A 13010-nucleotide genomic window follows, 5' to 3' on the forward strand; every position below is an offset into this window, starting at 1 on the left:
CCGTTTGGGCCGGCCCTAGATCACAACACGCGGCTTAGCTCGCGGCATACATCCCGTCATAGATCGGGCCCAGCGTTTCCGCCTCGAACAGCGAGGAGACGGAGGTGCCGTTCCAGATGTTCAGGATCGCTTGGGCGAACATCGGCGCGGTGGGCACGATGCGGATGTTCGGCGCTTTCTTGACCGCGGGGGTCGGCGCGATGCTGTCGGTGATGACCAACGATTTCATTACCGAATTGGCCACACGTTCGACCGCCGGGCCGGACATGACGCCGTGGGTGATGTAGGAGTGCACTTCCTTTGCGCCGTTCTCAAGCAGCACTTCGGCGGCTTTGCAGAGCGTGCCCGCGGTGTCGCAGATGTCGTCCACGATCAGGCAGGTCTTGCCCTTTACATCGCCGATCACGGTCATCTCGGCCACTTCGCCCGCTTTCTCGCGGCGTTTGTCGACGATCGACAGGGGGGAGTTGATCCGCTTGGCCAGTTCGCGTGCGCGGGCCACGCCGCCAACGTCGGGGCTGACGACCATCAACTCATCCATACGGTCTTTGAAAGCGTCCTTGATATCCAGCGCAAAGATCGGGGAGGCGTAGAGGTTGTCGACCGGAATGTCGAAGAAACCTTGGATCTGCGCGGCGTGCAGGTCCATGGTCAGGATCCGCTCGATCCCGCTGCCGGTCAGCATGTTGGCGACCATCTTGGCGGTGATCGGCGTGCGCGCCTTGGTGCGGCGGTCCTGACGGGCGTAGCCAAAATAGGGCAGCACGGCAGTGACCCGCGCGGCAGAGGATCGGCGCAGCGCGTCGGCCATGATCATCAGTTCCATCAGGTTGTCGTTCGCGGGGTTCGACGTGGGCTGGATGATGAACATATCCTCGCCGCGCACGTTCTCATAAACCTCGACGAAAATCTCGCCGTCGTTGAACCGTTCGACCCGTGCATCGACAAGGCCGACATTGACGCCGCGGTGCAGCGACATGCGCCGCGCGATGGCCTTGGCAAGCGGCATATTGGCATTGCCTGAGATCAGTTTAGGTTCTGAAGTGCGTGGCATAGGAGCTCCGGGGCAGCGGTAGGTTGCAGATTCGTGACGTTGACACCGCTTAGCATGCGCTTACGGTCGGGCAAAGCTGCACCGCCCCCGAAGGAGAGCCAAATGGCCCGGATCGACTATTTTTTCGCAACGCTGTCACCCTATTGCTACCTCGCCGGGAATCGGCTTGAGGCGATTGCCGAAAAGCACGGGGCCGAGATCGTTTACAAACCTTTCGACATCGTGGCCGCTTTCCCGCGTACCGGCGGGCTGCCCCCGGCAGAGCGTCACCCCAGCCGAAATGAATACCGCGCTCAAGACCTGCCGCGGCAGGCGCGCAAGCTGGGCCTGCCCTTCAACCTCAAGCCCGCGCATTGGCCGACGAATGGCGCGCCTGCGGCCTATGCGGTGATCGCGGCGCAGAACGCGGGCGGGGGCGATTTGGGCAAGCTGACCCATGCCATCACCCGCGCCGTCTGGGCCGAGGAAAAGGACATCGGCCATGACGATGTGGTCCGCGCCTGTCTGAGTGAGGCGGGGTTCGATCCGGCTCTGGCCGACAGCGGGTTGCTGCAAGGCGCCGAGACCTATGCCGCGAACCTTGAAGAGGCTGTGGCGCAGGGTGTCTTTGGCGCGCCGTTCTATATCGTCGGCGATCAGAAATTCTGGGGGCAGGACCGTTTGGAAGACCTCGATCTGCACCTCGGGGGCAAGCTGTGATTCCAGAGATTAACGCGCGCCGTTTTGGTCACGGCCCGCGCCCGGCCTTGGCGATCCATTGCTCGCTGGCGCATTCCGGCGCGTGGCGGGGGATTGGGGCGGCGCTGTCGGATGAGTTGACCCTGCGTGCTTTCGACCTGCCGATGCACGGGCGGTCGGGCGATTGGGACGGGCAGGGGAATATCCACGACGTGGCGACCGAGATGGCGCTGAGGCTGCTCGAAGCGCCGATGGACCTGATCGGCCATTCCTTTGGCGCGACGGTGGCCATGCGGTTGGCGATCGAGCATCCCGAATTGGTGCGCAGCATCACGCTGATCGAGCCTGTCTATTTCGCCGCCGCCAAACAGGATGACCCTGAGGCGATGGCCGAATACAACGAACAGAACGCGGCCTTTGAGGCGGCTTTGGCCGGGGGCGACGCGGAAACAGCCGCGCGGCTGTTCAACCGCGTTTGGGGCGATGGCACGAAATGGGATCAAATCCCCGAGCCGACCCGCGCCTATATGGTCGATCGCATCGGCTTCATCCCCGCCTCTTCGCCCTTTTTGGACGAGGATAGCGCTGGCTTGCTGGCACCGGGCATGTTCGACCGTGCGTCGATGCCCGCGCTTTTGGTTGAAGGCAGCGCCTCTCCCAAAGCGGCCCATGCGATCAACGCGTCGCTGATGCGCCGCTTGCCGGACGCGCGGCGCGTCTCGGTCGAGGGGGCAGGGCATATGGTGCCCATCACCCATGCCGCCGAGGTCGCCGAGGCGATCCGTGATTTCCTGAACGACGTGCCGCTGGCGTGAGCGTTTAGAAGTGGCTTAGGAACTGGTCGATCTGCTCACGGCTGATTGACCAGTCGCAGACCATACGCGCCGCGACCATCTCGTCATCATCACCGTCCAGCGTGCCGTCCCACAGATAATAGCGCGCGCCCGCTTCATGCAGCTTGCGGTGGATGGCGCGGGGGAAGCGGGCGAAGATCATGTTCGCCGCAGGCTCATGCAGGAATTCCGCCCCCGCCGCGCGCAGCCCTTGGGCAAGATGGGCCGCATTGGCATTGGCCGCTTTGGCCGTTTCCAGCCATGTGCTATCTGCAAGGTAGCCCGCCATCTGGGCCGAGAGATACCGATGTTTGGAGAAGAGATGCGCCCCGCGCTTGCGGCGCAACTCGAACTCCCACGCCTTCTTGGGGTCGAAGAAGACCACGGCTTCGACACCCATGCAGCCGTTCTTGGTGCCGCCAAAGCTCACCACATCGACGCCCGATTTCCACGTCATCTCAGCCGGGGTGCAGCCCAAGGCCACTAGCGCATTGGCAAAACGCGCGCCGTCCATATGGACGGGCAGGTCGTATTCCTTGGCCACCGCGGTCAGCGCGCGCAGCTCTTCAAGGCTGTGCACCCCGCCGCGTTCTGTGACTTGCGTGATCGACACCGGACCGCGTTGCGGCGTGTGCACGTCGCCCGCCACCCGCGCGACGATGGCGCGGCGCAGCGCCTTGGGAGTCATCTTGTCTTCGGTCTCTACCAGCGTCAGCTTGGCCGCACCTGCGTAGAACTCGGGCGCGTTGCACTCATCCTCTTCGATATGCGCGACCTTGGAACAGAAGATCGTCTGCCACGGCTGGGTGTAGCAGGCCAGCGCCAGCGCATTGGCCGCGGTGCCGGTGGCAACGAGGTAGACCTCGGCTTCTGGTGCCTCGAACTGCTGCCTGATTTGGTCGCGGACCTCATCCATGATCGGGTCTTTGCCGTAGGGCATCGCGTAATCGGTATTGGCGGCGATCACGCGCTCCATCACCTTGGGGTGGACGGGACCGGCGTTGTCAGAGGCGAAAAACATCAGGTGGGCTCCTCGATAATATGGTCTTCCCATTCTTCGAACGGGGTATCAAATTCAGACACGGTATCAAATTGCACGCTGACCCCGGCGTCATGCACGCTGTCCGGCGTGCCGGTCTTGAGCGGGTGCCACTCGGGCAGGGGCTTGCCCTCCCACAGCAGGCGGTAAGCGCAGGTCTGCGGCATCCAATAGGCGTGGGTATCAAGGTTGTCGGGGCGCAGCACGATGCAATCGGGCACGAATTCATGCCGGTTCTCGTAATGCACGCAGCGGCAGCTGCTGTCGTCGAGCAGGCGACAGGCGACGCGGGTCAGGGCCACTTCGCCGCTGTCTTCGTCTTCGAGCTTGTTGAGGCAGCATTTGCCGCAACCGTCGCAGAGCGCTTCCCATTCGGTCTGGGACATTTCCGTCAGGGGTTTCTTCTCCCAGAACTTCGGGGTCAGGCCCTTGCGGGGGATCGGATCGCTCATAACGCCGCCAGAATGGTCCGGGCGCGGTCGCAGTCCTGCCCCATCTGGGCGATCAGCGCATCGAGGCTGTCAAACTTCTCTTCGACGCGCAGATGTTCGACCAGCCCGACCGAGAGCGGCGCGCCATAAAGGTCGCCTTTGAAGTCAAAGACATAGGTCTCGATATTGGCTTTGTTCTCACCGAACATCGGACGGGTGCCGATGCTGGCCGCACCGTGATAGCTGCCCTTATGCGGCCCCTCCAGCACGTCAACCAGCACGGCATAGACGCCAAAGGCGGGCGGGTGCAGGCCGTCGATGGACATATTCGCGGTGGGAAAGCCCAACTCGCGGCCACGCTGCTCGCCCGAGATAACGGGCCCGTCAATACGGTGCCAATGGCCCAGCATGGCGGCGGCCTCGCGCGGCGCGCCGCGGGTCAGTGCTTCGCGGATGGCGGTCGACGACACGGTCAGCTCATCACGCGCCATCAGCGGGGCAATGGTGACGCCAAAGTCATATTGCACGCCGAAGCGGACCAGATCCTCAGCCGTGCCTTCGCGGCCCTTGCCAAAGCAGAAGTCAGCGCCGACGACCACATGGGCCAGCCCCAGCCCTTCGTGGAGCACGTCGCGGGCAAAAGCCTCGGGCGAGAGGCCCGCAAGCGTGCTGTTGAAGGCCAGTTCATAGAGCCGTTTGACGCCGATCTTCTCCAGCCGGTGCGCGCGGGCTTCGCGCCCCATCAGGCGAAAGGGCGGGGCGTCGGGGGCGAAATATTCGCGGGGATGCGGCTCAAAGGTGACGACGCCAAGCGGCGCGTCGGGGGCCGCCTGCTGCGCCAGTTCGATCACCGACCGGTGGCCAAGGTGGACGCCATCGAAATTGCCGATCGCGGCGGTGGCACCGCGATATGGCAGGTCGACGAATTGATAATCTCGGATGATCCGCATGCGCCTTGCCTAGCCGTGCAGCGGGGCAAGAGCAAGATGCACGGGCGGCGAAAACTGCCCGCTCAGTCAAGCTTGGCCGAGGGCGCCAGCACCGTGGCCTCTCCGGCCAGCACGGGTTTGCCGTCGACCGTACAGCGGCAGTCCATTTTCACGCGGCGTTTGGCGATGTCCATGTCGGTCACGGTGACTTCGGCCAGCACCATATCGCCGGGGCGCACGGGCCCGAGGAATTTGAGCGATTGCCCAAGGTAGATCGTGCCATGACCGGGCAGCTGTTCCCCGATCACCGCCGAGATCAGCCCGGCGGTCAGCATCCCATGGGCGATGCGCCCCTCGAATATCGTTTCGCGGGCATAGTCGTCATCCAGATGCACCGGGTTGCGGTCGGTCGAGACCTGCGCGAAAAGTTCGATATCCATATCGGTCACGACCTTGCGCAGATGGCGCGACATGCCGATTTCGATATCTTCGATGCAGATCGTCCCGCGTGGCATATTGTCCAACATGACGGCTCCTTGGTAACAAAGTGACGCTAAGCTGCGTCGAGTTGCAACTTTATTACTTCGCAGACGCAGAAAATCAAGCTCTTTCTGGGTTAGCGTAGGAATCCGATGGCATAGGTCGGGGCCGATGCCTCGCGGTCGAGATAGGCGCGGAGCTTGGCTTCGTCAGGCTGCTCGGTCGTAGCGGTTTCCGCGGCGGCCAGCCCCCCGGTGATGAAGAGCGAATCGATGCCTTCGTCCATTGCGCCTTTGACATCCGTCAGGATGCCGTCGCCGATGGCGAGGATGCGATTGTCGGGGATGTCGACCTCAAGCGCGTCAAGACGGCGGCGGGCGAGGTCATAGATCGGGGCATGCGGCTTGCCGAAATAGAGGCTTTCGCCCCCCATTTCCGTATAGAGCGCAGCCAGCGCCCCGGCGCACCATTCGCGTACCTCGCCCCGGTCGACCACGATATCGGGGTTGGCGCAGAGCAGCTTCAGCCCGCGGGCGATGGCCTGCTCAAATTCGGGGCGCATGACTTCCGGATCGGCCATGGCGTCGACGGGGCCGGTGCAGACGATCCCCTCGGCCTGCGCCAGCGGGACGGTCTCGATCTCGACCGGGTCTTTCAGAATGGTCAGCGGCTCGAAAAACTTGCGCTCTCCGGGATGGCCGATGAACCAGACCTTTTCGCCCACGGCCCCCCGGAACATCGCCGACCGGGCGGAATCGCCGGAGGTTGCGATGCTGTCCCATGCGTCTTGCGGCACGCCGAATTGCTGCAACTGTTTCTCCACGCCTTCGCGGGGGCGGGGGGAGTTGGTGACCAAGACGACCTTGCCGCCGGTCTTGCGATAGGCCTGCAAGGCCGCCACCGCCGCGGGCAGCGCTTTGCGCCCATCATGCACGCAGCCCCAAAGATCGACGAAAAGCGCGTCATATTGATCGGATACGTCGGGCAGAGCAGAGATAATGCGGGTCATGGGCGGCCTTTCAAAAAGTGAGGCGGGCACTTGGCCCGCCCGATTGGCTTACATCTTGAGGTTCGGGATGATCTGCTTTTTGCGGCTCATCACACCGGGCAGCACGACCGTGTCGCCGGAGACCTCAGCGCCGAAGCTCTGCTCGGCGATATGTTTGACCATGTCGTTGGGCACCAAGAGCGTCGCCTCTTCTTTCAGAATGTCGACGATGAACAAAAGCACCTGCGCGGCACCGTCGGCTTCGGCCACTTTGGGCATCTCGGCCATCAGCGCGTCCTTACGCTCGAGCAGCGGCGCGGGGGAGGTGGTTTCCAACACGCTCACGCGCAGGTTGGTACCATCAAGGTCGAAGCCCTTGCTGTCCATGCGCAGCAGTTCCGCTTCGCTGAAGGAGGACACATCGGATTTCGCGGCGAACATTTCGGTTGCATAATCCGTGATATCGACGCCGAGATCCTGCGCGATGTCATGGGCGATGGCGCGGTCTTCTTGGGTGGTGGTCGGGCTGCGGAACTCAAGCGTGTCCGACAGGATGCACGACAGGGCCGCGGCCTTCACACCGCGCGGGGCCTGCGCCCAATCCTTGCCGATCATCTTGTACATGATCGTCGCGGTGCAGGCGAGCGGCTGGATGTTGATCTCGATCGGGCCGCGTGTCTCAAGCCCCGCCACCAGACGGTGGTGGTCGATGATGCCGGTGATGTCGGCATCGTTGATGTTGTCGGGCAGTTCGGCGGGGTTGTTGGTGTCGACAATGACAACCTTGGTGTCGGCTTCAAGCTCGGTCAGGATTTCGGGCTTTTCGAGGTCCCATTTGTCGAGCATGAACAGCGCTTCGGTATTCGGCTCGCCCAGCAGGACGGGTTTGGCGGGGATGCCTTTGATCTCATTGAGATACCACGCCCAAACGATCGGGCTGCCGGTGCTGTCGGTGTCGGGGGATTTATGGCCAAAAACAAGCGTTGTCATGGGGCGGTCCTGTCTGTTCGGGTGGATTTGCGCGCCTTATAGCAGGTTGAATAGGCTTGTCACCTGCGCGCGCTGCAATGCGGCATTGCGCGGCACTTTCAGCCGCCGCCGCCCTTTGCATAGCGCCGCGCGATGGGGCAAGTTGCGCGCCATGAGCAATCCTCGCGAAACCGATCTTTACCCGCCGATCAAAGCCTTCCTTGAGGATCAGGGCTATGTGGTGAAGGCCGAGGTCGGCGCGGCGGATGTGGTGGCCGTGCGCGGGGCAGAGCCGCCGGTGGTGGTGGAGTTGAAGCTCGGCTTCTCGCTGGCCCTGTTCCACCAATGTCTGGCGCGGTTGAAAGTGGCGGATGATGTCTACCTTGCCGTGGCGCGCCAACCGGGAAAGCGCTTTGCCAAGGCGGTGAAGGACAACGTCACGCTGGCCCGGCGGCTGGGGCTGGGGCTGATCACCGTGCGGCTGTCGGATGGGCTGGTCGAGGTGCATTGCGATCCCGGCCCCTATGCGCCGCGCAAGAATGCCAAACGGGCAGCGCTGCTCTTGCGGGAGTTTGCCCGGCGGCAGGGCGATCCGAACGACGGCGGCCAGACCCGGGCGGGGTTGGTGACGGCTTACCGACAGGATGCGCTGAAGCTCGCGGTTTATCTGTTCGAAGCGGGCGCCAGCAAAGGCGCGGATGTGGCCCGCGCGACTGCCGTCCCGACGGCGACCCGCATGATGCGGGACGATCACTATGGTTGGTTTGAAAAGGTCGACAAAGGCATATACGGGCTGACCCCAAAGGGGGCCGAGGCCGTTGCGACTGCGGGACGTGTTTTAGGGGCCGAATAATGGTTCCAATGCGCTCAAAATTTTTCAACGCCGTTGTTGACAGGCCGCGGGCCGCTCCTTAGCTATGCATCGTTATCACTCACATGGGTCGAGTGCTAACGGCTGCACCCCTCGCCCGGAGGGGGTGGCTTGGAAGAGTAACTTTGAGCCTTAAGGAGCTGCAAAGATGGCATTGAAACCGCTTCATGACCGTGTGCTGGTCAAGCGCACAGAAAGCGAAGAGAAAACCGCCGGCGGGCTGATCATCCCCGATTCCGCCAAGGAAAAGCCTTCCGAAGGTGAAGTCGTGGCTGTCGGCACTGGCGCCCGCAAAGACAACGGTGAGCTGATCGAAATGGCCGTCGCACCCGGCGACAAAATCCTGTTCGGCAAGTGGTCCGGCACAGAGGTCACCGTCGACGGCGAAGAAATGCTGATGATGAAAGAAAGCGACATCATGGGGATCATCGCGTAAGCCAGCCGGCTTGCCGACCCTTTGAAGACGCTGACATCAATCCAAGATTTTAGGAGAAGACAACATGGCTGCTAAGGACGTCAAATTTGACACCGATGCCCGCAACCGGATGCTTAAGGGTGTGAACATCCTTGCCGATGCGGTGAAAGTCACACTCGGCCCCAAAGGCCGGAACGTGGTTCTGGACAAATCCTTCGGTGCACCGCGCATCACCAAAGACGGTGTATCCGTGGCGAAGGAAATCGAACTGGAAGACAAGTTCGAAAACATGGGCGCGCAGATGGTCAAGGAAGTCGCTTCCCGGACCAACGACGAAGCCGGTGACGGCACCACCACCGCGACCGTTCTGGCCCAAGCCATCGTGCGCGAAGGCATGAAATCGGTTGCCGCTGGCATGAACCCGATGGACCTCAAGCGCGGCATCGATCTGGCGACTGCCAAGGTCGTCGACGCGATCAAAGCCGCCGCACGCGACGTGTCCGACAGCGACGAAGTCGCGCAGGTTGGCACCATCTCCGCCAACGGCGAGCGTGAAATCGGCCGCCAGATCGCGGACGCGATGCAGAAAGTCGGCAACGAAGGTGTGATCACCGTCGAAGAGAACAAAGGTCTGGAAACCGAGACCGATGTCGTCGAAGGTATGCAGTTCGACCGTGGCTACCTGAGCCCCTATTTCGTCACCAACTCCGACAAGATGACTGTCGAGCTGGAAGACGCGATCATCCTGCTGCACGAGAAGAAACTGTCGAGCCTTCAGCCGATGGTGCCGCTGCTCGAGCAGGTGATCCAGTCCCAGAAGCCGCTTCTGATCATCGCCGAAGACGTCGAGGGCGAAGCCCTGGCGACCCTCGTCGTGAACAAGCTGCGTGGTGGTCTGAAAATTGCTGCTGTGAAGGCACCGGGCTTCGGTGACCGTCGCAAAGCGATGCTGCAAGACCTCGCGATCCTGACCGGTGGTCAAGTGATCTCCGAAGACCTCGGCATGAAGCTCGAGTCCGTGACCATGGACATGCTGGGTTCGGCCAAGAAAGTGTCGATCACCAAAGACGAGACCACCGTTGTTGACGGCGCTGGCGAGAAGGCCGAGATCGAAGCCCGCGTGGCTCAGATCCGCAACCAGATCGAAGAGACCACCTCCGACTACGACCGTGAGAAGCTGCAAGAACGCGTTGCCAAACTGGCAGGCGGTGTTGCCGTGATCCGCGTTGGCGGCATGACCGAAGTCGAAGTGAAAGAGCGCAAAGACCGCGTCGATGACGCCCTGAACGCGACACGTGCCGCTGTTCAAGAAGGCATCGTCGTTGGCGGTGGTGTGGCTCTGGTCCAAGGCGCCAAGAAGCTGGAAGGCCTCACAGGCGACAACAACGACCAGAACGTCGGTATCTCCATCGTCCGCAAGGCGCTGGAAGCACCGCTGCGTCAGATCGCTGAGAACGCCGGTGTGGACGGTTCGGTTGTGGCCGGCAAAATCCGCGAAAGCGACGACCTGAAGTTCGGCTTCAACGCACAGACCGAAGAATATGGCGACATGTTCTCCTTCGGCGTCATCGACCCGGCGAAAGTGGTGCGCACCGCACTGCAAGACGCAGCTTCGATCGCAGGTCTGCTGATCACCACCGAAGCGATGGTTGCCGACAAGCCCGCCAAAGAGGGCGCAGCCCCCGCAGGCGGCATGCCCGACATGGGCGGCATGGGCGGCATGATGTAAGCCAGCCCTTTCGGCTAAGGTTCCGGAGGCGCGCCAGCAATGGCGCGCCTCTTTTTGTTTCGGGGGGCTTTGACTGGCGGTTAACCGGTTCTCATCGGCCTAACTGGGCAGCTCCACAATCCGCGCGTAGGTGTTCAACATGTCGAGCGCATTGGCAAAGGTCTCTGACGGGTTCTCCTTCACGATATAGCCCGCGACATTCTTGCTATAAGCCGATTGCACATCCGTGGGCATGTCGGAGGTCGTGAAGACGAAAACCACCATGCGCTCCAAGGCGGGATCGGCCCGAACGACCTCCAAGAACTCAAGCCCGCCCATGCGCGGCATATTGAGGTCGAGTGTGATGATGTAAGGCGGCAATCGCCCGTGCCGCTTCACCTCCTCCGCTAGAAACTCAAGCGCCTGCTGGCCGTCATGGCAAACCGCCGTCTCATTGACGATCTTCAACTTGCGCATTGCCCGTTGCATGGCCATCACGCTGACTTTGTCGTCATCGACGATAAGAAATTTCGCGGGCGTCGTTTTCATCCGATATTCCTTTCCGACTGCTGTCACGCTGCGGCCGCCACGGGCAGGGATTGATGTGCTTGTGGTGCCAGTGGAAGCTCAACCACAAAGGTCGCGCCGCGCCCTTTGTCAGGGTCGGAAAATAGCGTGACCTTGCCTTTTTGGTGGGCCGCAAGCTTGCTTACGATGGCGAGTCCCAAGCCGCTCCCCTCAACCTCATCGCGGGGTTTGAGGGTTTGAAAGAGTTCAAATACCTTTTGCTGATGTCGAAACTCTATACCCGGCCCATCATCGCGGACGGTCAAGATAAGGTGGTTCTGCCGCCGTTGTACACTGATATGGATCGTCCCATGATCCCGGTCATGGTGCTTTATCGCATTCGAGATGAGATTGCCCAAGATTTGCTGCAAGGGTGTGAGCTGCGCGTCGACGACCTGCTCCGCCCCGGTAAAGGTGATTTTGAAACGGCCTTCGGTATCAATGTAGCGAGCGAGCTCCGTCACCAAGCGGCCAAGATGCACGGGCTCCGACGCAGGTTGGTCCTGCCCTGCGCGGGCGTAGTCCAACAGATCGGCCAAAAGACGGTTTAGCCGGTCGATCCGCTGTTGAGACATCAGCAAATAGCTTCGGCTTTCGGCACTTAGCGCGTTGTCCTCGTCCTCCAGCACCCAAAGGCTCAATTCATGCACCGCCCGGAGGGGCGACCGCAGGTCGTGCGCAGCGACATAGGCGAATTTTTCCAACTCGATATTCGAGCGCCGAAGCTCCTCCGCCGTGGTGCGGAAGACGGTCAATGCGCGCGCCATCTCTCCAAGTTCGTCCCGCCCTCTCACGGTAATCGGATGGTCGAGATCCCCCCGAGCAATCGCGGTCACGGAATCGGTCAAGCGTCTGATCCGGCGGTTAAACTGCCGTTCGATAACCAAGCCGTTTGCCATCGCAATCACGAGAAAGGCGCAGGCCATGGTGAGACCCACGGTCCAAATGACTTGGTTGATGGTATCACGCAGGGCCTGCGTCGCAGCATCCACCCGCTCTAGGGTATTCTGGGTCAGATCGGAGGAGATATCGGAAATTTCCACGATCATGGGAAGGTGTTCGGCTTGCAGCCTTTCGAAGCTATTATGGAACCGCAGGCGGGCCGTTGTATGGGCAAAGAACCCTGTTTCGGCACGCAGCAGCAGGTCGCGCAACGCGTCAATTTGGCGGGCAAGTGACCGCCTGCTTGCTGTCTCGTGAATGCGCGGTAAGCGGGTTATGGCATCCTGAAAATGTTCGTCGACAAGTAGTTTCGCACGCTCGAGTTGAAGGGGTTGGTTCTGTAGCCCTTGCGACATGACGATATTGATCAGCGTGTCGAGACTGAGCCGAATGTCATTCAAATTGACCGCACTTAACAGCAATTCGGGAAAGCGGGACGTAGGATTTTGAAGCTGGCCGGAACTCGAAATCCCAAAGGGTTCGTCCAGAACAGCTTCGGTCTGCCTGGAAAGCCGATAGGCCAGCTCGTCGATAATGAGGTGACTTTGCTCTTGAATTTGCTCGACAGAATCGAGGGTTGAGACGATTTGCGCCTCTGCGCGCCGCATCTCCTGAAGGCTGACTACTGTCGCATCCGTCGCACGCCGTGCCATCTGCAGACGCTGTTCCAGCCGGGCGGCCAAGGGGGGCGCGATCTCGGACGTCGATAAGTCATCTAGAAGTTTGGAGATTTTGCTGATTTTTGTCTCGATTTCCTGCCCAAGGACTGATGGCGAAGCGGTGGTACCTTGCTGATTTAACTGCTCAATCGAAAGGAACACACCATTCAAAGACCGCTCAATCTGCTGGGAAACGCCCAACATCGGTAGCGCTGATTGGCTTAAATGAGCATGACTGGCCAACACAGCGCGCATTTGCCCCGTAGCAACCCACCCCGCTAGGCCGATGATGCCCGCGACGAGCAGAAAAGCGGCCCGGAGACGGGTGCTGATGCGGCTGCCGAAAAGCTGCAGGAGGCGCCAAGGGGGGGGCATCGTTTTCATGCCTTGTGAATAGCCGTGACCGATTAACGCAATGTTAATCGCCGTCGCCCTAAAACCAGCGCC

14 protein-coding genes are annotated in these 13010 nt (G+C 61.3%); 5 read left to right on the plus strand and 9 right to left on the minus strand.

The genetic code is table 11. The features are described 5' to 3' along the window. Positions 1 to 34 precede the first annotated feature (34 nt). Complete coding sequence (locus HKX24_RS04375) at positions 35 to 1054, minus strand: ribose-phosphate pyrophosphokinase (RefSeq protein WP_067262737.1); 1020 nt, start codon at positions 1052 to 1054, stop codon at positions 35 to 37. A 102-nt stretch (positions 1055 to 1156) separates the two neighbouring features. On the opposite strand from HKX24_RS04375, the gene HKX24_RS04380 reads away from it, so the two are divergent. After that, positions 1157 to 1753, plus strand: coding sequence for a 2-hydroxychromene-2-carboxylate isomerase (locus HKX24_RS04380; RefSeq protein ID WP_067262740.1), 597 nt, complete (start codon positions 1157 to 1159; stop codon positions 1751 to 1753). Beyond that, positions 1750 to 2547: an alpha/beta hydrolase gene (locus HKX24_RS04385; RefSeq protein ID WP_271693064.1), complete on the plus strand. Its 798-nt coding sequence runs from the start codon at positions 1750 to 1752 to the stop codon at positions 2545 to 2547. Before HKX24_RS04380 ends, HKX24_RS04385 begins: the two co-directional genes overlap by 4 nt. 4 nt (positions 2548 to 2551) lie before the next feature. Here HKX24_RS04385 and HKX24_RS04390 read toward each other — a convergent pair whose 3' ends face one another. The 6 genes from HKX24_RS04390 to HKX24_RS04415 all read right to left on the minus strand — a co-directional run bounded on the left by HKX24_RS04390 (position 2552) and on the right by HKX24_RS04415 (position 7422). Beyond that, the gene (locus tag HKX24_RS04390) at positions 2552 to 3586 is read right to left on the minus strand and encodes a beta-eliminating lyase-related protein (protein ID WP_271693065.1); all 1035 of its coding nucleotides are present in this window, start codon (positions 3584 to 3586) and stop codon (positions 2552 to 2554) included. Further along, the gene (locus HKX24_RS04395) at positions 3586 to 4056 is read right to left on the minus strand and encodes a YcgN family cysteine cluster protein (protein WP_067262747.1); all 471 of its coding nucleotides are present in this window, start codon (positions 4054 to 4056) and stop codon (positions 3586 to 3588) included. The genes HKX24_RS04390 and HKX24_RS04395 overlap by 1 nt, the downstream gene beginning before the upstream one ends. Beyond that, positions 4053 to 4985 (minus strand): bifunctional riboflavin kinase/FAD synthetase, encoded by a 933-nt coding sequence (locus HKX24_RS04400; protein ID WP_276153836.1) that lies wholly within the window; start codon positions 4983 to 4985, stop codon positions 4053 to 4055. The genes HKX24_RS04395 and HKX24_RS04400 overlap by 4 nt, the downstream gene beginning before the upstream one ends. A gap of 62 nt (positions 4986 to 5047) precedes the next feature. Then, positions 5048 to 5491: a MaoC family dehydratase gene (locus HKX24_RS04405; RefSeq protein WP_067267345.1), complete on the minus strand. Its 444-nt coding sequence runs from the start codon at positions 5489 to 5491 to the stop codon at positions 5048 to 5050. An 89-nt stretch (positions 5492 to 5580) separates the two neighbouring features. Further along, on the minus strand, positions 5581 to 6453 hold the full coding sequence (locus tag HKX24_RS04410; protein ID WP_271693067.1) for a TIGR01459 family HAD-type hydrolase: 873 nt from the start codon (positions 6451 to 6453) through the stop codon (positions 5581 to 5583). A 48-nt stretch (positions 6454 to 6501) separates the two neighbouring features. Then, positions 6502 to 7422 carry a manganese-dependent inorganic pyrophosphatase gene (locus HKX24_RS04415; RefSeq protein ID WP_271693068.1) on the minus strand — a complete coding sequence of 307 codons (921 nt, stop codon included), beginning with the start codon at positions 7420 to 7422 and terminating at the stop codon, positions 6502 to 6504. A 151-nt stretch (positions 7423 to 7573) separates the two neighbouring features. Here HKX24_RS04415 and HKX24_RS04420 point away from each other — a divergent pair, with 151 nt between their 5' ends. From HKX24_RS04420 to groL, 3 genes are all read left to right on the plus strand, one after another. Beyond that, positions 7574 to 8254, plus strand: coding sequence for a DUF2161 family putative PD-(D/E)XK-type phosphodiesterase (locus HKX24_RS04420; protein WP_271693069.1), 681 nt, complete (start codon positions 7574 to 7576; stop codon positions 8252 to 8254). A 166-nt stretch (positions 8255 to 8420) separates the two neighbouring features. Next, entirely contained in the window at positions 8421 to 8708 is a 288-nt protein-coding gene (gene groES / locus HKX24_RS04425) for a co-chaperone GroES (protein WP_067267338.1), read from the plus strand. Positions 8709 to 8772: 64 nt separating this feature from the next. Beyond that, entirely contained in the window at positions 8773 to 10416 is a 1644-nt protein-coding gene (gene groL, locus HKX24_RS04430; protein ID WP_067267336.1) for a chaperonin GroEL, read from the plus strand. Between the two features lie 99 nt (positions 10417 to 10515). Here groL and HKX24_RS04435 read toward each other — a convergent pair whose 3' ends face one another. Together HKX24_RS04435 and HKX24_RS04440 are read right to left on the minus strand one after the other, a co-directional pair. Then, on the minus strand, positions 10516 to 10944 hold the full coding sequence (locus HKX24_RS04435; protein ID WP_067267334.1) for a response regulator: 429 nt from the start codon (positions 10942 to 10944) through the stop codon (positions 10516 to 10518). A 23-nt stretch (positions 10945 to 10967) separates the two neighbouring features. Continuing rightward, complete coding sequence (locus HKX24_RS04440) at positions 10968 to 12947, minus strand: ATP-binding protein (RefSeq protein WP_271693070.1); 1980 nt, start codon at positions 12945 to 12947, stop codon at positions 10968 to 10970. Between the last annotated feature and the right edge of the window lie 63 nt (positions 12948 to 13010).

This window comes from Sulfitobacter sp. M85 (assembly GCF_029285915.1).
Taxonomy (GTDB): Bacteria; Pseudomonadota; Alphaproteobacteria; order Rhodobacterales; family Rhodobacteraceae; genus Sulfitobacter; species Sulfitobacter faviae.